The 20667-nt window shown below is 62.4% G+C and carries 13 protein-coding genes and 2 pseudogenes; 9 read left to right on the top strand and 6 right to left on the bottom strand.

Annotated elements, in window-relative coordinates; translation table 11 throughout:
• Positions 1-21 precede the first annotated feature (21 nt).
• Positions 22-3069 carry a bifunctional [glutamate--ammonia ligase]-adenylyl-L-tyrosine phosphorylase/[glutamate--ammonia-ligase] adenylyltransferase gene (gene glnE / locus IWX87_RS15850; RefSeq protein WP_231374853.1) on the bottom strand — a complete coding sequence of 1016 codons (3048 nt, stop codon included), beginning with the start codon at positions 3067-3069 and terminating at the stop codon, positions 22-24.
• A 74-nt stretch (positions 3070-3143) separates the two neighbouring features.
• On the opposite strand from glnE, the gene IWX87_RS15840 reads away from it, so the two are divergent.
• From IWX87_RS15840 to IWX87_RS15825, 4 genes are read left to right on the top strand one after another with little or no spacing between them, the layout of a single operon-like run.
• Positions 3144-7343 carry a YhdP family protein gene (locus IWX87_RS15840; protein ID WP_196864497.1) on the top strand — a complete coding sequence of 1400 codons (4200 nt, stop codon included), beginning with the start codon at positions 3144-3146 and terminating at the stop codon, positions 7341-7343.
• Positions 7344-7345: 2 nt separating this feature from the next.
• Entirely contained in the window at positions 7346-8152 is an 807-nt protein-coding gene (locus IWX87_RS15835; protein ID WP_196864496.1) for a carbon-nitrogen hydrolase family protein, read from the top strand.
• A gap of 4 nt (positions 8153-8156) precedes the next feature.
• On the top strand, positions 8157-10250 hold the full coding sequence (locus IWX87_RS15830; RefSeq protein ID WP_196864495.1) for a nitrogen regulation protein NR(II): 2094 nt from the start codon (positions 8157-8159) through the stop codon (positions 10248-10250).
• 1 nt (position 10251) lies between these two features.
• Positions 10252-10878 (top strand): response regulator transcription factor, encoded by a 627-nt coding sequence (locus IWX87_RS15825; protein WP_196864494.1) that lies wholly within the window; start codon positions 10252-10254, stop codon positions 10876-10878.
• Positions 10879-10888: 10 nt separating this feature from the next.
• Here IWX87_RS15825 and IWX87_RS15820 read toward each other — a convergent pair whose 3' ends face one another.
• Complete coding sequence (locus tag IWX87_RS15820) at positions 10889-11035, bottom strand: hypothetical protein (RefSeq protein ID WP_196864493.1); 147 nt, start codon at positions 11033-11035, stop codon at positions 10889-10891.
• Here IWX87_RS15820 and IWX87_RS15815 point away from each other — a divergent pair.
• The 3 genes from IWX87_RS15815 (at position 10983) to IWX87_RS15805 (ending at position 14705) form a co-directional block, all read left to right on the top strand.
• Positions 10983-12230, top strand: a complete 1248-nt coding sequence (locus IWX87_RS15815; RefSeq protein WP_196864492.1) for a murein transglycosylase A — start codon at positions 10983-10985, stop codon at positions 12228-12230. The two genes, IWX87_RS15820 and IWX87_RS15815, sit on opposite strands and share 53 nt — an antisense overlap.
• Positions 12231-12248: 18 nt before the next feature.
• Positions 12249-12602 (top strand): hypothetical protein, encoded by a 354-nt coding sequence (locus IWX87_RS15810; RefSeq protein WP_196864491.1) that lies wholly within the window; start codon positions 12249-12251, stop codon positions 12600-12602.
• A gap of 129 nt (positions 12603-12731) precedes the next feature.
• Complete coding sequence (locus IWX87_RS15805; RefSeq protein WP_196864490.1) at positions 12732-14705, top strand: PhoX family phosphatase; 1974 nt, start codon at positions 12732-12734, stop codon at positions 14703-14705.
• Positions 14706-14848: 143 nt separating this feature from the next.
• Here IWX87_RS15805 and IWX87_RS15800 read toward each other — a convergent pair.
• A pseudogene (locus IWX87_RS15800) lies at positions 14849-15013 on the bottom strand (Lrp/AsnC family transcriptional regulator); the annotation flags it as partial.
• Positions 15001-15666 carry an AbiEi antitoxin N-terminal domain-containing protein gene (locus IWX87_RS15795; protein WP_196864489.1) on the bottom strand — a complete coding sequence of 222 codons (666 nt, stop codon included), beginning with the start codon at positions 15664-15666 and terminating at the stop codon, positions 15001-15003. The gene IWX87_RS15795 and the pseudogene IWX87_RS15800, both read right to left, overlap by 13 nt.
• Before the next feature lie 91 nt (positions 15667-15757).
• On the opposite strand from IWX87_RS15795, the gene IWX87_RS15790 reads away from it, so the two are divergent.
• Together IWX87_RS15790 and IWX87_RS15785 are read left to right on the top strand one after the other, a co-directional pair.
• A complete protein-coding gene (locus tag IWX87_RS15790) occupies positions 15758-16054 on the top strand; it encodes a type II toxin-antitoxin system RelE/ParE family toxin (RefSeq protein WP_196864488.1) in 297 nt (98 codons plus the stop codon).
• A 4-nt stretch (positions 16055-16058) separates the two neighbouring features.
• Positions 16059-16379, top strand: a complete 321-nt coding sequence (locus IWX87_RS15785; RefSeq protein WP_196864487.1) for an addiction module antidote protein — start codon at positions 16059-16061, stop codon at positions 16377-16379.
• A gap of 130 nt (positions 16380-16509) precedes the next feature.
• On the opposite strand, the pseudogene IWX87_RS15780 reads toward IWX87_RS15785, so the two are convergent.
• Together IWX87_RS15780 and IWX87_RS15775 are read right to left on the bottom strand one after the other, a co-directional pair.
• A pseudogene (locus tag IWX87_RS15780) lies at positions 16510-17932 on the bottom strand (DUF2130 domain-containing protein).
• Positions 17933-18045: 113 nt separating this feature from the next.
• A partial coding sequence (locus tag IWX87_RS15775; RefSeq protein WP_196864486.1) for a hypothetical protein occupies positions 18046-20667 on the bottom strand: 2622 nt, incomplete at its 5' end.

Raw genomic sequence — 20667 nt, 5'->3', positions numbered from 1 at the left:
CAAACGTTTGATTTAGTTAAATCATTCGTTTGACTTGAAGCAGGCGAGCCACAATGCCTGAATGGCATCGCGTTCGGCCTGCAATGCGGGCGGTGTGACCTGCGTGGGTTCTTCGTTCAGGCGCGCAAGGTGCTGCACGCGCCGCAGTTCGCGGTAGGCGCTGGCAGCCTGCCGACCCACGTCGTCGGGCAGCAGGCCGACCATTTCCGCGCGCTGCAGCAGTGCGATGTTGCCGACGTTGTCGACCAGTTCGGGGTGCTGTGCGGCCTGCGACAGCACCAGGAACTGCACTGCGAATTCGGCATCGACCATGCCGCCGACGCTGTGCTTGACGTCGAACTTGCTGCCCCGGACCGGGCGCGCGCTGCGCACTTTCTGGCGCATCTCGACGATTTCACGGCTCAGCGCCTGCGGGTCGCGCGGCGCGGTGATGACTGCCCGGCGCACCTCGTCAAAGCGCTGGCGCAGCGACTCGCTGCCGAGCACGAAGCGGGCGCGCGTCATCGCCTGGTGTTCCCAGGTCCAGGCGGTGTTGCTGCCGCGCCGTTGCTGGTAGTTGGCAAAAGACTCGAACGGCGTGACCAGCAGGCCGGAATTGCCGTTGGGCCGCAGCGCGGTGTCAATCTCGTACAGGTCGCCTTCGGCGGTCTTCAGGGTCAGCCAGTTGATCAGCTTGCGCACAAAGCCGGCATACACCTCGGGGGCGCGTTCGTCGTCATCGTCGTAGACAAAGACAATGTCCAGGTCGCTGCCGTAACCCAGTTCCTTGCCGCCCAGCTTGCCGTAGGCAATGATGCCGAAGCGGGGGTTTTCGCGGTGCCGGTTTTTCAGGTGCTGCCAGCACCAGTGCACCGTGATGTCCAGGATCACCTCGGCCAGCGCGCTCAGGTCGTCGGCCACCTGCTCGACGCTGAGCACGCGCTCGACGTCGCGTGCCAGGGTGCGGAACACCTCGATATGGTGGGCGTGGCGCAACAGGCTCAGGCAGGTTTCCTCGTCATCCTCGCCGGTGCGCCGCAGCGACGCCAGGCGCTGCTGCAAGTCCCGGGAAAAGGCGGCGGCGTCAAAGCGTTCATGCATCAGCTCGTCGCTGGCAAGTTCGTCGATCACGCCGGGGTGCTGCATCAGGTAGCGCGCCGGCCACTTGGCCGCGCCCAGTAACCGCAGCAGGCGTTCGTGCACCGACGGACGCTCCATCAGCAGCGCCAGGTAGCTTTCGCGCCGCAGCAGCGGCTCGATCCAGTCAATCAGCCGCAGCGCGGCTTCTTCGCTGACCTTGCCTTCCATCAGCCACTGGGCAGTCAGCTGCACCAGGCGGCTCAGCCGGGCGCGCGAATCCTCGCGCAGCGCCAGAATGCGCGGGTGCTGGTGCCATGCAGCCAACCGGCTCCGGAACAGCTCCGGCCAGTCGAGCGGCAACTGCTCCAGCAGGTCGTCGAGCTGCTTTGCCGGCGAAGGGCCTTGCCGGCAGCCCTTGCATTCGGGCTGGCCGCCGAGCAGGATGTCGAATTCGCCGGCAACCAGTTCGCGGTGCGCGTCCAGGTCATGCAGGAACAGGCAGCCGTCGGCGTAACCCATGGTCTCTGCAATCCAGGCGAGGTCGTCGTCGCGGGTCGGCAGCACATGGGTCTGCTGGTCGTCCAGGTACTGGATACGGTGCTCGACGCAACGCAGGAATTCGTAAGCCCGCGCCATGGCGTCGGCGGTTTCCTGCGGCATCAGGCCGGCATGCGCGACGCGCTGCAGTGCGTCCAGCGTGGAGCGGGTACGCAACTCGGGGAACTGCCCGCCGCGCACCACCTGCAGCACCTGCACGGTGAATTCGATCTCGCGGATGCCGCCACGCGACATCTTCACGTCGTTGGCGCGTTCCGGGTGGCCGGCGCAACGCTTGGCCGCATGCTCGCGGATCTGCCGGTGCAGCACCCGCAGCGCGTCGAACACGCTGTAGTCGAGGTAGCGGCGAAACACAAAGGGCAGCACCGCGCCGCGCAAGGCCTGCGCCGAACCATCCCCGATGCATTCCAGCGGCGCCACGATCCGGCTCTTGAGCCAGGCAAAGCGTTCCCATTCGCGGCCCTGCGCCTGAAAGTAGTCTTCCAGCCCGACGAGCGAAATCGCGGCCGGGCCCGAATTGCCGTTCGGCCGCAGCGCCAGGTCGACCCGAAACACAAAGCCGTGCTCGGTTGCCTCGCCAATCAGGCTGAACACCGCCCTGACCTGGCGCGCAAAATACTCGTGGTTTGAAATTTGTCCCCGGCCATCGGGCTGGCCGGCGGTCTCGCCGTCATGGTCGTAGACATAGATCAGGTCAATGTCGCTGGACACATTGAGCTCGCGCGCGCCCAGCTTGCCCATGCCGACCACCCACATCCGCGCCAGCCCGCCGCCCACGGCCTGGGGCGCGCCGTGCTGTTCATCGAGTGCCGCGCGGGAGTGCTGCATCGCCACGTCAAGCGCCAGTTCAGCCAGCTCGGTCATGGCGCGGGTCACCACCTGCAGTGGAACGCCAGACAGCGAACCACCTACAGCGCAGGGACTCTCCAATCCAGCAGGGGCCACCCAACCACACACAGTGGGGGGCGTGGGTGCGACATCCTGCAAGCCAGGGCCGCGGAACTGGCTTTGCCAGGCCGCAGGCGCAGCGGCCCCCACGGGGGGCAGCGACCCGCAAAGCGGCGGAGCGCGGGGGCCATCCCCCTGCAAGCCAGGGCCGCGGAACTGGCTTTGCCAGGCCGCAGGCGCAGCGGCCCCCTCGGGGGGCAGCGACCCGCAAAGCGGCGGAGCGTGGGGGCTACAGTCCAGCACCACCAGCCGTTCCAGCACCAGCTGGCGCAGCACACGCAGCGCAGCGCCGGTGCCCAGTCCTTTGGCCAGCAGCGCATCGAGTGTGGCCTGCATCGCCGGACGCAGTGGCGCGCCGGCGGCCAGCAGCGGCATCTCTTCGGCATAGCGTCGGCGAATGCGCTGGACGAAGCGCGAGTAAGACGGGGTGTCCGGCAAGGAATCAGGAGGAATCGACCCTGCAGAAACGAGGGTTATTGAACAGTCAGTCGAGGAATCAGTCATCACAACACTATTTCACAAACTTCATGGTTCTGCACCGGCCGGTCAAACCGTCGGCGGTCATAATTCTCCGGTCAATGGAGCCCATCCCCATCAGCCCGTCCGCCACTCCCGCCCTGCCATCCCGGCGTCTGCGATGGATCGCCGTGGCCGTTCGCGGCCTGCTTTGCCTGGTGGCCACTGCCTGGCTGCTGTTCGGCCTGAGCTGGGGGGTGCTTCACGGCTGGATTGTGCCGCGTATTGCCGAGTTCCGTCCGCAGCTGGAAGCCCAGGCCAGCCGGGCGCTCGGCGTGCCGGTGCGCATCGGCGGCATCACAGGAAAATCGCTGGGCGCGATCCCGTCCTTTGCGCTGCATGACGTGGTCCTGCTCGATGCGCAGGGGCGCGAAGCGGTGCGCCTGCCGCAGGTGCTGGGCACGCTTTCCCCATCCTCACTGTGGGGACTTGGCTTCGAGCAACTGGTGATCGAGCGGCCCGAAGTCGATATTCGCCGCGCTGCCGACGGCAAGATTTTTGTCGGCGGCCTGGATGTGTCGAAAGACAGCGCAACCGGTCACAGCGCGGTGGCCGACTGGTTGTTTTCGCAGACCGAATTTGTCGTGCGTGGCGGCACCCTGCGCTGGACCGACGAGATGCGGCCAGCCCCGCCGCTGGCCCTGGGTCAGGTGGATGCGGTGATGCGCAATGGCCGGCAGCGCCACCTGATGCGGCTGGACGCAACGCCGCCGGCCGAGTGGGGCGCGCGCTTCAGCCTGCGGGCCATCTTCCGGCAGCCGCTGCTGTCCCGGCGCAGTGGCGATTTTTTGAACTGGAGTGGCCAGGTGTATGGCGAGTTCTCCCGGGTCGATGTGTCCCGCGTCCAGCAATACAGCGGGCTGGAAAAGCTCGGCATTGCGCTGAACCGGGGGCAGGGCGCATTGCGCGCCTGGTCCGACGTCAGCGATGGAAAAGTCACCGGGGCACTGGTCGATGTCGCGCTGCAGGACGTCGATGCCCGCCTGGGTGCCGATTTGCAGCCGCTGGCCTTTAACACCCTGGCCGGGCGCGTGACGGCAAGCCAGCATCCCGGCGGATTCGACGTCAGTACCGAGGGCCTGCAGTTCAGCATCCGGGATGGTCTGCAGTGGCCGGGCGGCAATCTGGCGCTGGTGCATGCCAGGGCGTCACGCGGCACGCCTGCGCACACCACGCTCAAGGCCGACCGCCTGGACCTGGCCGCGCTGGCGCGGATAGCCGGCCGCCTGCCGCTGGAGCCCTCGGCGCATGCGCTGCTGGCGTCGCTGGCGCCTGAAGGGCTGGTGGAAACGCTGGAGGCCCGCTGGCAGGGCCCGCTTGACAGTCCATCAACTTTTGCCGCCAAGGGCCGTGTGACGGATTTGAGCGTTGCCGCAATGCCGGCCGCCGCTGCCGCTGCGTCCGGCGTAGCGGTGGGCAGCGGCGCGCAGGCGGTACCCGGCCGTCCAGGCCTGAGCGGCGCCACGATGGACTTCAACCTGACGCAGGACGGTGGCCAGGCCAGCGTGAAGATCGCCAAAGGGGCGCTTGACCTGCCGGGGATTTTCGAGGAATCCCGCCTGCCGCTCGACCAGCTGTCGGTGCAGGCGCAATGGAAACGCGCTGGCGAAAAAATCGACCTGCAGTTGCGCGACCTGAAGTTTGAAAATGACGACGCCAAGGGCCAGGCGCAGGTCCGCTGGCGCACCGATGACGCCGCCGCCGGCCCGCCCGAAACCGGCAAATCAGCCGACCGCCGCTTTCCGGGCATTCTGGACCTGCAGGGCAGCCTGAGCCGGGGCGACGGCAGCCGAGTGCACCGCTACCTGCCCTTGGTATTGGGTGAAAAGGTTCGCCACTATGTGCGCGATGCCGTCATCAAGGGCCAGGTCAGCGAGGTGAAATTCAAGGTCAAGGGGCCGGTTCACCACCTTCCGTTTGCCAATGCGGCGCAGGGGGATTTCCAGGTGTCGGCGAAAGTGCGCAACGGGCAATTCGTCTATGTTCCCAAGGCCTTGCAGCCGCCTGGCGCCGCGCCCTGGCCCGCGCTGACAGAACTGGATGGCGAACTGCTGTTCAGCCGGGCTTCGCTAGACGTCAAGGTCGCCAGCGGCAGGGTTGCCGGCCTGCCGGGCCTGCAACTGCTCAAGAGCGACGCCCGCATCGCCGACCTTGAACACCTGCCGGTGGTCGAGGTGGCGCTGGCGGTCAGGGGCGCGTTGTCAGACGCGCTGGGTTTTGTCAACACCTCGCCGCTTGGCGCCATGACAGAGCATGCCCTGGCAGACGCCACGGCGACTGGCGTGGCCGACTACCGGTTTGGCCTGCGCCTGCCAATCGACACGATCGAAAAATCGACGGTCGAGGGCACGGTGACGTTGCCTGGCAATGACCTGAAACTTCTGCCCCAGGCGCCGGTGCTGGGCCAGGCCAGGGGCGTGGTGAAAGTCACCGACCAGGGTTTCAGCATGGCTGGCACGCAGGCGAGCCTGCTGGGCGGCGAGGTCCGTATCGACGGCGGAACACGGCCATCGGCGTCTGCTACCGGTCCCAGGGGCAGCGTCGTTTTCAGGGCGCAGGGCACGGTCACCGCAGAAGGGCTGCGGCAGGCCACGGAACTCGGGCTGGCATCGCGCGTGGCCGCGAACCTTGGCGGCAGCACCGCCTACACCGCCACGCTGCAGTTCAGGCAGGGCGTGCCCGTGCCCGAGGTCATGGTGTCGAGCAGCCTGCAGGGCATGGCGCTGAACCTGCCGGCACCACTCACCAAGACGGCCGAGACGGCTTTGCCGCTGCGCTTTGAAAACCGGCTGGTACCCGGCTCGATGGACGCGGGCCAGACGCTGCAGGACCAGCTGTCGCTCAGCATCGGGCAGGTGGTGGCGATCAGCTACCTGCGTGACCTCGGCGGCAAGGATGTCCGCGTGGTCCGGGGCAGCATCGGCGTGGGACTGGACATGGGTGAAGCAACGCCGACGCCGCCAACCGGCGTGGGAGCCCATGTCAATCTGGCGGCGCTGGACCTGGACGCCTGGGAACGCATTCTGGGCCAGACCGCCGACGCCGGCGCGCTACCGCCGGCTGCCAGCGCGCCGGCCGCGACGGCCGACGCCATGGGCTACCTGCCCAACGTCATGGCCATACGCGCCAGTCAGCTGAAGGTGCAGGGCCGCAGCCTGAACAATGTGGTGGTGGGCGCCAGCCGGGACGGCCTGAACTGGCGCGCCAATATCGCTGCCGCCGAACTGAACGGCTACCTGGAGTTTCGCCAGCCCGGTGCGCAGGGCGCCGGACGCGTCTATGCGCGGCTTTCCCGGCTGAGCCTGGCCGCCAGCGAAGCCAGCGAGGTCGAGGCGATGCTGGACGAGCAGCCCGCCAGCATTCCGGGGCTCGACATCGTGGTGGAAAACCTGGAATTGCGTGGCAAGAAGCTGGGGCGGGTCGAGATCGAGGCAGTCAACCGGGGAGGGTCGCAGGCCGAGGGCGGTGTGCGCGAGTGGCGGCTGAACAAGTTCAATGTCATCTTGCCCGAAGCCGTGCTGACCGCTATCGGCAACTGGGCGGCGCTGCCCGCCGGTCCCCGGGCCGCGCGGCCTTTGAACGAGCGCCGCCGGGTGAGCATGGACTTCAAGCTCGACATTGCCGATTCGGGCGAGCTGCTTGGGCGTTTTGGCATGAACGGCGTGATCCGGCGCGGCAAGGGCGCGCTGGAAGGTGAAATCGCCTGGATGGGGTCGCCCCTGAGCCTGGACTACCCGAGCCTGAGCGGAGAGTTTCATGTGAACGTCGCGTCTGGCCAGTTCATGAAAGCCGACCCGGGCATTGCCAAGCTGCTGGGCGTGCTCAGCCTGCAGTCCTTGCCGCGCCGGCTGACGCTGGACTTCCGCGATGTGTTCTCGCAGGGTTTTGCCTTTGATTTCGTTCGCGGCGATGTGACGGTGCGGCGCGGCGTGGCGCAGACCAACAACCTGCAGATGAGCGGCGTCAATGCCGCCGTGCTGATGGAAGGCCGCGCCAGCCTTGCGGACGAAACGCAAAGCCTGAAGGTGGTCGTGGTGCCCGAGATCAATGCCGGAACGGCTTCGCTCATCGCCACCGCCATCAATCCGGTGGTCGGCCTGGGCAGCTTTCTGGCGCAGATGTTCCTGCGCCGTCCGCTGATGGAGGCGGCCACGCAGGAATTCCAGATTGACGGAAGCTGGTACGACCCGATAATCACCAAGGTTGACCGCAAGGCGCGGGCAAAAGCCCAGGCGGACGAGACCACACCGGAGACACGTTGACCATGAAAATAGCTGCCATCCAGATGGTCTCAGGCACCGGCGTACAGGCCAACCTGGACGCAGCGCACCGGCTGCTGGCCCAGGCGGCCGGGCAGGGCGCCGAACTGGCCGTTCTGCCCGAATATTTCTGCATCATGGGCCTGCAGGACACCGACAAGCTGAAGGTCCGGGAGCACGCTGGCAGTGGCCTGATCCAGGACTTCCTGAGCCGCTCGGCGCGCGAGCTGGACATGTGGATTGTCGGCGGCACGCTGCCCACGGCCACTGGCGATGCCGGTCGCGCGCGCAACAGCTCGCTTGTCTATGCGCCCTCGGGCACCTGCGTCGCGCGCTACGACAAGATCCACCTGTTTCGCTTCGACCATGGCGGCGAAGCGCATGACGAAACCCGCGTGCTCGACCCCGGCAACCAGCCGGTGCGCTTCGAGCTGGCCTCGCGCGATGGCCACATCTACACGGTTGGCCTGAGCGTCTGCTACGACCTGCGTTTTCCTGAGCTTTACCGCGCCCTGAAGGCCGATGTGCTGCTGGTGCCCAGCGCGTTTACCTGGATCACCGGCCAGGCGCACTGGGAGTTGCTGCTGCGCGCCCGGGCAATTGAAAACCTGGCCTACGTGGTGGCAGCGGCACAGGGCGGTGTGCACGAGAACGGCCGCCGCACCTGGGGCCACAGCATGGTGGTTGGTCCCTGGGGCGAGATCCTGGCCGTGCAGGCCGAGGGCCCGGGGGTGGTCATGAGTGAAGTGCAGGCCAGCCGGCTGCAAGAGGTTCGCCAGCGCCTGCCCGCCCTGAACCACAGGGTGTTATGAGCCGATGGCGCTGAAGTCTCCCGGACTTGCCGGCTGGGCCAGCCGGCGTGGTTCCCTTTGGCTGCTGCTGCTGGCGCTGGTGGTGGCCCTGCTGGGCCTGCTGGTCTGGCTGGCCGGGCGTTACGAATCCAGCCTGGTGCAAAGCCGGCTGGAAGACCATTCGGAAATGGCCGCAACCGACATCCGCTCCGGCCTGAACCGCAACCTTCAGTCGATCCAGGCGCTGCATGCCCGCGAGCGCAGCGCCCAAGCCTGGCATGTGCCCGCAGCCCAGCTGCTGCACGAGCACCGGGAAATCCTGCGGCTGGAGTGGCGCAACGAAAAGCTCGACATGCTGAGTTTTGTCGAGACCCCGTTTCGCAAGTCTGTGTTTGAGAAGCTCGACCGCACCAGCCTGCAGGCTGATGTCGGCCTGGCCTGCACCGCTGCCCGCCGGATCAGCGGCCCGGTGTATTCGACCAGCTACTTTGTGCCGCAATCCGACGGGCTGGGCATGGAGGTGTACGACATGTGCATGCCCCTGACCGACGCAGGCCGCGTGACCGGCTATGCGGTGGCCACCTATTCGCTGCAGAGCCTGCTCAGCGAACTGGTCAGCAAACCACTGTCGCAAGGTGTTGGCCTGTCGCTGACCGAGGCGGACGGTACGCGCCTGGCGTTGTACGGCGTGCCGGCGCGCGCCAGCCGCATGTTTGTGGCACGGCAACTGCTTGACCTGCCAGGCACCACCTTCGTGTTGCGCATGGAAAGCCGGCTGGGAACGCCCGCCCTGTTTCCCAACATCCTGACGGCGCTGGTGGCCGCCATGTCGCTTGCCCTGATGGCCGTGCTGTTCCTGCTGGGCCGTGACATGCGGCGGCGCCTGCAGGTCGAGAACGATTTGAGCGAGGCGCTGGCCTTTCGCAAGGCCATGGAGAACTCACTGCTAACCGGCCTGCGCGCCCGGGATCTGCAAGGGCGCATCACCTATGTCAACCCGGCCTTTTGTCAGATGGTCGGCGTTGATGCCCAGGAACTGCTCAACCAGAGCATGCCGTCGCCCTACTGGCCGCCCGAGCTGGCAGGCGTCTATCAGCACCGCCAGGCCATACGCCTGGCTGGTAACCACCTGCCGCGCGAGGGCCATGAGTCGGTCTTCATGCGCAAGGACGGCACCCGCTTTCCGGTGCTCATCATGGAAGCGCCGCTGATCAATGCCTTGGGCAAGCACACCGGCTGGATGAGTGCCATTCTGGATGTCAGCGAGCAGCGCCGCACGGAGGAAGTCTCGCGTGCCAGCCAGGACCGCCTGCAGGCCAGCGCCCGGCTGGCAATGGTCGGAGAGATGGCGTCCTTGCTCAGCCATGAGCTGAACCAGCCGCTGGCGGCCATTTCGAGCTACGCCACCGGCTCGCTCAACCTTCTGGCGCAGGCGTCGGCGGGCGACCAGGCGCCCGATGCGCCGGCCTTGTCTGATGACCTGCAGCTGGCAATGCGCCGCATTGCCGAGCAGGCCGAGCGTGCCGGCAAGGTGATCAAGAGCGTGCATGACTTTGTGCGCCGCAGCGAGCGGGTGCGCGAGGCGGTCGCGCCGCGTGCGCTGCTGGACGCCATCATGCCGCTGGTGATCCTGCAGGCACGCAAGCTCGGCGTGCGCATCAACCTGGAAGTCAATGAAACCTGCCCGCCGGTGCTGTGCGACCGCACCATGGTCGAGCAGGTGCTGCTGAACCTGGCACGCAATGGCATGCAGGCCATGCACAGCAGCGACGAAACCGGCCAGCCGGCACCGGCGCTGTCCGGCAAGGTGCTGACCTTGCGCATCCGGCCGGCTGTCTCGAACGCGCACAGCCAGTGGATCGAGTTTGCCGTGATCGATCAGGGCGAAGGCATTTCCGCCGAGGTGGCCCGGCAGCTGTTCACCCCTTTTTTCACCACCAAGAAGGAAGGCATGGGCCTGGGCCTGAGCCTGTGCCGCACGGTGATCGAGCAGCATGGCGGCTTTCTTGGCTATGAAAGCGTCCGGCCGCAAGGTACCATTTTCATCTTTACCCTGCCGGTGGCCGTCACCAGGTCGGCAGCAGGGGACGCAATGCACCACACGCCCGCAGAAAGCTGACATGGAACCGATTCACAATGCCACCGTCTACATCGTTGACGACGACAAGGGCGTGCGCGACGCGCTGGCCTGGCTGCTGCGCTCCCGGCGGCTGCCCAGCGAGTCGTTTGCCAGCGGCGAAGCCTTTGACGACCGGGTGTCGCAGAACTTCCAGGTACGCTCGCCATCGTGTGTGCTGCTTGATGTGCGCATGAACGGGCTCAGCGGACTGGCGATGTTTGAAAAGCTGATTGGCTACGGCCTGCTGCCGACCCTGCCGGTCATTTTCCTGACCGGCCATGCCGATGTGCCGACCGCCGTCGATTCGGTCAAGCGCGGCGCGTTTGATTTTTTTGAAAAACCGTTTTCCGACAATGCGCTGGTGGACCGCATCGAGCAGGCGCTCAGCCAGTCGGCCGCCGCGCTGGTCCAGCACAGCCAGGCCACCGGCCTGCGCGCCCAGTTGGACGGCCTGACCGAGCGCGAGCGTGCGGTGATGCAACTGGTGATCGAAGGACTGCCAAACAAGCTGGTGGCCGACCAGCTTGACATCAGCGTGCGGACCGTTGAAGTGCACCGCGCCCGGGTTTTTGAGAAAATGGGCGTCAAGTCGGCGGTCGAGCTGGCCAATCTGCTGCGCAGTCTGTAGCAGATGCCGTTTATTTCTTTTCTTTTTCCGGGTCTGGCGTCACGCGCTCCGATTCGTCCTTCAGCTCGCCTTTTTGACGGCCCGAAAACATCGTCCACCACACAATGAACACCAGCAGCAGCAGCGCACCGAGCGCTTCGAGTAAAAGCAAAGCCATGATTGATTCCTGGAAAGCGGCAGCAAGCATGAAGCGGCCAAGGGGGTTGAGGCCGTCATGGCGCAAGGTGTCGATTATCGCCGCTGCCCTGTTCCTGGCCGCCTGCACCAGCGTGCCTTTGCCGCCTGCGTCTATGCCAGACAGCGTGTCCGTTCCAACTGCCGTGCGTCCGGACGATGCCGGGCCGCTGCCGCCGCCCCGGCTCTTGAGCAAAAGCCGCTGGGTTCCGGTGCATTGGGCCGAATTGCCGGGTTTTGAAGAAGACACCCTGTTTGAAGCCTGGAACGCCTGGATCAAGAGTTGCGAGCGGCCCGGTCCGGTGTTTGCCCCCTTGTGCAGTGAAGTCAGGCGCCTGAGCATCGCCTCGGCGCAGGAACAGCGCGACTGGATGGTCGCCCGGCTCCAGCCCTACCGGGTCGAATCCCTGCAAGGCAGCGCCGATGGCCTGCTGACCAGCTACTACGAGCCGGTGCTCAAGGCCAGCCGCCTGCCCGGCGCCGGCTACGGGGTGCCGGTTTATCGCACGCCGGCCACCCTGGGCAGCCGCAAACCGTGGTTTTCACGCCAGGAAATCGACACCCTGCCCGAGGCGCGGGCTGCGCTGCGGGGGCGCGAGATTGCCTGGGTGGACGACCCGGTCGAGGTGATGTCGTTGCATATCCAGGGCTCGGGCAGGCTGAACATAACCGAGCCCGACGGTTCCCAGCGTGTCGTCCGGGTGGCGTATGCCGGCTCGAACGAGCAGCCTTTTCGCAGTGTCACCCAGTGGTTGTTCAACCAGGGCGAAGGCAAGATGCTCGCGCCCTGGGTGGAATCGACCAAGGTATGGGCGTTTAAAAATCCCCAGCGTGTGCAGCAAATGCTCTGGAGCAACCCGCGCTACACCTTTTTCCAGGAGCAGCCTTTGAGTGATTTCGACGCCGCCTTTGGCCCCAAGGGCGCGCAGGGTGTGCCGCTGACGCCGGGCCGCTCGATTGCCGTCGATCCGGGCAGCATTCCGTATGGCACGCCGGTCTGGCTGGCGTCGCGCGGCGGCGCCGCCAACCTGCAAAAGCTGGTACTGGCGCAGGACACCGGCAGCGCCATCGTCGGCGCTGTGAGGGCCGATTATTTTGCCGGCACAGGCGTTGACGCTGGCCTGCTGGCGTCGCGTGTCAACCAGCCGCTTCGCTTGTGGGCGCTGTGGCCCAAATAAACCTTGAAAGACTAAAACATGAACAAACTTCTGGGCAAACGCATGGCGTCATGCCTGCTGCTCGCAGGTGCCGCGGCACTGGCCGGTTGCGCCGGCCTGACGGGTGGCGGGCCACCAGCCACCGCATCAACCCCGGTGTACCGCTGTGACCAGGGCGTGAAGTTCACCGTCAGGTTTGTCAATGACACCGCCGTGCTCAAAGGCGCGCGCGGCGACGATGTGCTGCTGCGCGATGCCGGCGGCCAGGGCGCGCAGACGGTCTACAGCAATGCGCGGTTGCGCGCCGAGTTCGGAGCGGGCGAGGGCGGGCGCGAGGCGGTGCTGCAGTATTTGCAGCCGCCGCTGGTGGTGGTGCGCTGCATGCGCGACTGAGTGCGTGCCGGGCACGGCAGGGTGTCATCAAGTTGAAATATGGACAGGCGACAGTACGCGGGTGATTTATCCCGCTGACGCCGGCCATTTCCGCCGCGCGCAGTCTCATTTGCCCGGAGTGAAAAACCCATGAAACCTGTTGCCACCTTGTCCCGTCGCCGTGCCCTGCAATTTTTTGCGGGTGCGCCCATGCTGCCTTTGTCGACCACCTTTGCCGGAAGCTTTCTGCTGGCCGGCTGCGGCGGTGGCGATGATGCGATTGCCGCTCCGGTGGCCTTGGCCACTTACAGCAGCGTGAGTTTTTCTTCCATGTCCGCGCCGACACTGGCCAACGCAGCCGCCATGGCCACGACCACCGTCGGCTCGACGATGACGGTCAATTACAGCGACAGCAGCAAGCTTGATTTCAAGCTGGCCTACCAGCCTTTCTTTGTCACCGGCGACCTGGTGGCCGATGGCAAGGGCGGAAAAATATTGGCGGGTGGCTATGTGGATATCAACAATAAGCCCATCATGGACAACACCGTAGCGGGCAAGGAGCGCCAGTTTTTCTCTGACGCTCCCGATGGCACGTCGCTGCTGACGGTGCCGGGTGCCAAGGTTGCCGGTGTCACGGGCAATACCGTGTTTGCCGTGGTCCAGTTCGAGTACACCAGTAGCGCCCAGGATGGCACGACGGGCATGTATGGCAGGCTGCCGTCACCCATCGCGGTGCTGACGCTCGACCAAAGCCCCACCACCGGCAAGCTGTCGCTGGTGAAATACCACAACGTCGACACGTCCGGCGTCAATGGCCTGTGGATCACCTGCGGCGCCAGCATCTCGCCCTGGGGCACCCACTTGTCCAGCGAAGAGTACGAACCCAACGCCTTCGCCTCACGCGCCAGCAATTTCATGGACGAATTCAGCAAGAACCTGTATGGCGACGCAGCCAGGGCCAACCCCTACAACTACGGCCACATGCCTGAAGTGACTGTCAACCCTGACGGCACCGCCTCCATCAAAAAGCACTACAACCTGGGCCGCATTTCGCACGAACTGGTGCAGGTCATGCCCGACAACCGCACGGTGTTCATGGGCGACGACGCCACCAACAGCGGCTACTTCGTATTCGTGGCCGACCAGGAAAAGGATCTGTCCGCCGGTTCGCTGTACGTCGCCAAGGTGGGAACGGGTTTTTCCATCGTCCCGGGCGATGCAGCCGCCGCGCTGACCTGGATCAAGCTGGGCAGCGCCACCAGCGCTGAGGTTCGCGCCCTGGTGGATGGCGGCATCAAGCCCACCGACATCATGGACGTGCGCAGCACCGATCCGGTGGACGCGGCGTTCAAAAAAGTGGTTTCCAATGGCCGGGCCGAGTGGATCAAGCTCAATGCCGGCATGGAAAAAGCCGCTGCCTTTCTCGAAACCCACCGTTATGCCGCGTATGTAGGCGCCAGCCTGGGCTTCACGAAGATGGAAGGCACCACCGTCAATATCAAGGACAAGGTTGCTTATTCGGCACTGCAGAACATCCAGGCATCCATGGTGGCGGGCGACAAAGCCAATGTGCCCGGCAACGGCATCTCGGTGCCCAAGGCACTGGTGGCGGGCGCCGTGATGGCCCTGAACCTCAAGGGTGGCCAGAAAGACGACAAGGGTACGGCCATCAATACCGAGTGGATGCCGGTGGACACCAAAGCCCTCCTGGCCGGCGAAGACATCACGTCTGACGCGCTGGGCAACACCGCCAACCCGAACAAAATCGCCAACCCCGACAACCTGAAATTTTCCGAGAAGATGCGCACGCTGTTCATCGGCGAGGACAGCAGCCAGCACGTCAACAATTTCCTCTGGGCCTACCACATCGATACCAAGGCGTTGTCGCGCGTCATGTCGATTCCGGCGGGCGGAGAATCGACCGGCCTGCATGCGGTGGACGAACTGAACGGCTGGACCTACATCATGAGCAACTTCCAGCATGCCGGCGACTGGGGCAGCATCCACAGCGTCGTCAAGGCCACGCTCGATCCGCTGGTCAAGGCCAACTACAAGGACAAGTTTGGTGCCGCCGTCGGTTACCTGACCTGCGAGCCGGCCCAGATGAAGCTGAGCAATGCGTGATGATTTGAACTGGCTAACGCTGAAAAAATAACAGCGCTATTTCCGGCCCAGCCGGTTGCCCGGTCTCCTGCGGAGGCCGGGTTTTTTCGTTTTCACTATAAATTTAATAGCTGTTTGCGCACGCCCATCGTGCGCAAAAGCCGTTATTTGCTTGAATTTCTGACTGCAGACGGCAACAAGTGCCCCAGCGGCAGCGCGCCGTTGGCTTTGACTTCGCCCAGCGAAAAACTGGTGTGCAGGTCTTTCACATTCGGCAGGTTGATCAGCACATCGCGGGCGAACGGGCTGAAGCTGTTCAGGTCGCGACCAAGTTCGCGGCGCTCAAACTCTGGTTGGCTTGGCAAGCAAGACCCCCGTGCCCCAAGGCTTCCAGATACGGCCGCATCACATTGGCCACGCGGCACACCTTGGCAAACCGCCACAGCTCGTCTGCGCTGGCCCTGCGGGTGCTTAAAGTCTCACGCAAAGCCTCCAGCGCAACATCTAGTCCCACCGTGTTGCGGTGCTTGAAGCAATCGGCCACCGTCTTGGCCACGCCATACACACGCAGCGCCACCTGGTCCGCCTGCACCACCTCAATGCCCTGGGCATAGGCGGCGCCCGAGAATTGCACCATCTTGATTGGCGGGTAATCCATCCTGGGTGCGTGGCTGCCCTGCGGCATGGCGATCCACACCTGGCGCGGCAGCTGCGTGGTGAGCCCGTGAATCTGCAAGGCAGTAGCCAAGCAAAAAACCGCCTGCGGCACCTTGACCGCAATGGTGGCCAGGCTTTCATGCTCGGCGTTTTGCGTGCCAGGCAGGTGGTACACCCCGCGCCCCACACGCTCCAACGCACCGCTCGCGGTTAGCCGCGTGAGCACCACCCGCGCAACGCCCAGCGCTTGCAACTGGCTGGCCCTTAGCAGCCCCTGCTGTGCAGCAAGCCCCAGTACGCGCCGGGATTGGGTGTCGGTAGCCATGGGCGAGAGTGTTCCGTTTGTGCGTTAAGTCAAATCGGATGGAACAATCTTGCTGCTTGCAATTATGTAAACCATAGATTACATTTTAAGGATGCTCCAAATCCTCCGCACAGCCGATTTCGACACATGGCTGGCTGCATTGCGGGACAAAGTAGGGCAAAAGCAGGTTTTGGCGAGGCTGGCCCGATTGTCTTTGGGGCACTGGGGCGACTGCAAGCCGGTTGGCGGCGATGTTGTCGAGCTTCGCCTGCATAGCGGTCCAGGCTATCGCGTCTATTGCTGGAAAGACGGCCTCACCGTGGTGATTGCACTGGGCGGTGGAGACAAGTCCAGCCAGGAGCGCGACATTGCCAAAGCACAGCACATGGTCACACTTTTGAAGGAGTAATCTGATGAACCCCACTGCCGCCACACAACTTGGCATCAAACCCTTTGAAGCCGCCGACTATCTGCAATCTGACGAAGACTGCGCTCAGTACCTTCAGGCCTGCATGGACGAAGCGCCAGAAGACGCCGCCCTGTTCACCAAAGCCGTAGGCGACATTGCACGGGCGCGCGGCATGATGCAACTTGCCCGCGACACCGGCATCACCCGGGAAGGGCTCTACAAGGCGCTGGGCGAACAAGGCAACCCCAGCTTTGCGACAGTGGTCAAAGTCATGCACGCGCTGGGATTGCAGTTCAAGGTGGGGGCGCGGTCGGTGCAGGGTTGAGTGCCAAATCGGGCTGAAGCCCTAGTGTAGTATGCACAACCAGCTGTCAAATCAGAAGCAATTCGCCGTATCTCTCGGCCCGGCACGCAGGGCTTGTGTCATCGAGACTCCCTCGACAATCCAGCGGGTCCTATTCTGTCTCAGCCGACGTCATGCTGCCCGGCAGCTCGGCAAACTTTGCCGCCATCGTGGGGTTGACCCGTGTGAGCTTCTTGATTGTCAGATCGTCGGCCTTGTCGTTGGCGAGTCGCAAATTGTTCGCTGACTTGTGCAGTGCTTCCTTGGTTCTTTCCAGGTCCTTGATCGCATCGTCGATGCGCTTGATGGCTTCTTCAAAGCCTTCGGAGGCCAAGCGCCAATTGCGCCCAAACGCCATCTTGAATTCGTCGAGCTGGGTTTCGAACTTCGTGATGTCCACGTTCTGCGAGCGCACCAGCGCCAGCTCGGACTTGTACTTCATCGCGTTCAAAGCGGCATTGAGCAGCAGCGTGATCAGGGGCACAAAGAACTGCGGCCGCACCACGTACATCTTCGGATAGCGGTGCGAGACATCGACGATGCCACTGTTGTACAACTCGCTTTCCGGCTCAATCAGCGACACCAGCACCGCGTATTCGCACGCCTTTTCAGTGCGGTCCTTGTCCAGCTCTTTCAGAAAATCTTCGTTCCTCTTCCTGGTCGCCGTCTCATCGCTCTCGTTCTTCATCTCAAACATGATGGAGACGATCTCGGTGCCTGACTCGTCCGAGTCGCGAAAAATGTAGTCGCCCTTGCTGCCGGTGCGGGCGTCGTTGTCTTTCTCAAAATGCGCTCGCTGAAAGGCGGCAGCACGGATGCGGTTGAACTCGATTTCGCAGTGTTGCTCCAGGGTTTCACCGACCATCTTGGTCGATAACCGCGCCTTCATGTCCCGCAGGCGCGTAATCTCCCCATCACGGTCGCGCAGCTGCAAGGCGTATTGCTCCTTGATGGCTTTCTCTTCCAGCTGATTTTTCACGGCGATGAGGTTGAGGTCGTTTTTCAACCCATCGCACTCCCGGGCGACCACACCCACGGCTTCATTCACGGCCAACTGGCGCGCCACGTCGCCGGCCTGCAGCTTGGCTTGCAGCGCCTGAATCTCGGTGTCCTTTTTGGCGGCAGCCCCTTGCAGCGCATGGGCCAGCTTGGCCTCGGCCAATTGAGCAGCAGCTTGCTGCGCCGTGCGCGCTTGCTCCAGCGCGTTCGCCAGCCCATCGCGCTCTTTGCTGACCGCGCCCAAAGCCTCTGTCACCGCCAGCTTGCGGGCTACCTCACCGGCAGCGAGCTGGGCCTGCAAGGCCTGAATCTCTGCATCTTTGCGGGCCGCAGCGCTTTGCAGCGCATTGGCGATCTTGGCCTCGGCCAAGGCAATCGCGTCGCGCTTTTCCCGCTCGGCCAGCTCCAGCCGCTCGTGCAACTGTTTATCAAAATCGCCATCACGCACCTGCTTGAGGATGTTGGCGTATGTTGGCGTACCCTGCTTCGTCGATCTTGAAGGCTTTGCTGCAGTGTGGACAGATGATTTCATGCATGGCGACGGAGCCTCTTTTTTTTGGTTGGACTTGTATCTGTCTGAACATACCGGCCATTTTTTTTGGGGGGTTGTCGACCGCTCATGGAACAGCAACCAGGTGTCGATGAGGCGTTACCTAACCAAATCAAACCGCCGAAATTTATTGCCCAGAAAAGAGAACTTATGTTCAAAAAGTCCCGCAAGCCTTGCGTCCGCAGTTGCGTAGAAGATTTGCCGGTTTCCCATGAGCGCGACATCTCTAAGGTGATCCAGAAATGAAAGTGAGTTGAAGTCGTCGACATGGGCAATGGGATCGTCGAACAGCAGTACTGGTGGTGCGGTCTGAAGTTTTGAATTCATTGCCATGAAGACCGACAGCACAAACGCGGCGCGTTGTCCTGTGCTTATGTCGCGAAGCGTTACCGATTTGTTCGGAGCGTCAAGGCGGAATAGGGGCGCGTGGGAATTTCTTTGCACACCATATTCGTGGGGGGAATGGATTCTCCGAAATACCGTGTCAGTCGTTGCCTGTACACCGAGTAGCTCAGTGTTGGTGGCATCGGTTAGGGAATCATCACTTTTGAGTTCCGTAAGTTCAGCCGACGCGAGTTTGAGCCGCTTTGCGGTGTCCTCATATTCGGATATCTCAACTTCAATCTGTGTAAGTTGCGCTCTCGCACTTGTCTCGGCCGCTCTGGAGGAATTTTCAGTGACGAGCGCTGCGGCAAATCGCTCTGCTGCGATTTTTGCGCTTTCGATTTTTACAGCAATCGATGTGGCATCACTTGATTCCTCCAACATCACGAATGCTCCTAATTCCTCAATCAATTCCTTCGCCTTCTGCAGTAGCTTGCGGCGATCACGCGATTCTTCCAGAATGTGATCAAGCCCGAGATTTGTCTCGCCATCCGACAAAAGAGTGAAGCGGATTGACGACATCAAGCGAGCTTCATCGGCTGCATATTCATGAAGCAAATTGATGACGGTTCGGAGTTCTTCGCCCTTATTCAGCAATTCTTGGTCAGCGCTATTGGATGCGAACGCGTCTATCCCTAAGTCTTGGGCAAGCTGCAGAAGTTCCGCAATTCCACCTAGGGCTACTCCAGCACTCGTCAGATCAGATATCCGTTGGGCAACTTCAGAAAGTAATCGATGAGTTTCCTCAAATCTTTCACGTTGCATTAAGTAGTTCGAATGAACCTCGTGCATAGTCATGCTCTCGGTCGAAAACTCGGTTCGCTTCGCGTAAGCTAGTAAGTAAGTGAGGGTGAGTCGTTTGGATTCCGCCAGTGAATAGGCTTGCTTTGCCGCCTCAAGTCCGTTCAGTATGGGAGCTGTCTTTTCCGCTGACGCCTCAAGCGCCACCGTCTTTAGTCGCTGAAGGAGTTGGCCTGGATCGAAGGAGGTTGCGCAAACAGGGCAATCCTTGTGACTTGGGTTGCTTTGCAAATAGTGAATAGCTAGCGTACGCAGCTCCGCGACCAATGACGTGGTTGCTTCTTGTGCGGCACGCGCAGATACGAGTTCTTCGTTAAGTCTCAAAATTTCATTTTTAAGCTCCTTGCTCTGCTCAATGACAGAAGAGGATTGCTCGCCAAGCGTGCCTGCCGCAGTATCAAACCAAATTGGACGCTCGATTGGAATTGCTTCTGAACCAACGATTGCCTTCAACGCGCTGTGCTGCCTATTCAATCGGTCAAGATCGCGCGTCAAGCTAAACGCTCCCAGTTGTTGCGCCTGTTGTATCGACTTGAAGGCTTCGATCTCTCGCTTCAATTTGGCCTCCAAAGCGCGTCCAGTGCGTATCTTCAAATCAACTTCAGCGAGCTCATTAACCCTCTCTTCAGCAGTCGTCAACGCTGAACTCACCGTCTGCAGTGCAATTGATACGGTTGCGGGCGACACGACTTGCAATCCGAGTTTCGCGGTCAGAAGCTCCCGAATAATTGAAGATGCTCTCGTCAATGCTGGTACAGAAACAGAGGCAATAGTATTTCTCGCTGGTTCTTCTATCCAGTGGAGTCGCAAAAGATCCTCTGCTAGTGCAGAGAAATCGGAATCAGAGGCGCGTGGGGATGCTTCTGCGGTCTTGATCAGAGTCGCTATGTTTCCTTTCCTCTTTGTTGCCTCATGAAGACCTGTTTGAATGCGTGCCAGCTCTGCGGCGACCGGCTGTTGGATGCGAGATATGTGATCCCAGAGCTCGGCCGTTTGAGGACCCGCTACAAGCCGAGACAGCATTTCCTCGAAACTAATCTTTGCGTCCTTTTGTCCAAGCGTGGCAGCATCGTCAGTGGCCAGAAAATTGAAGCGTGCGAAACTGTTTTTGAGAGTGCTGCCCTTCAAGTCCCGTTGCCCGTACCAATCCAAATTTCGTTGTTTGGCCTCTGCTGAATTGGCCGATACCTTGGTATCAAGCCATTTCGCGGAATCTTGGAGTCTGATTCTTACGTGAGCTGAACCAGGGGCCGTGGTTCTAGCGTTGTCTTGACAATAGAAGAACTCAATGGCCTCCAACATCGAAGTCTTCCCCACCCCATTGCTTCCTACAAGCAGATTGACAGTGCCAAGCGAATCAAACGTCTGCTTTTGAGGCCAATTTCGAAAATGAACCAAGTCGATTGCGTCAATGAATTTTGTCGCAAGAGGCTGCAATGGCTGTTGACGCCGACCGAAAACTGACCCACTTATAGAAGTTGTGCCGATCCAAAACTGACCCAGGTGTTTTACTTGCCCTGCCTTATTTTTAGGCAG

It is taken from the genome of Polaromonas sp. CG_9.7 (assembly GCF_015752205.1).
Taxonomy (GTDB): Bacteria; Pseudomonadota; Gammaproteobacteria; order Burkholderiales; family Burkholderiaceae_C; genus Polaromonas.
This window is presented reverse-complemented; position numbering and strand designations above follow the sequence as displayed.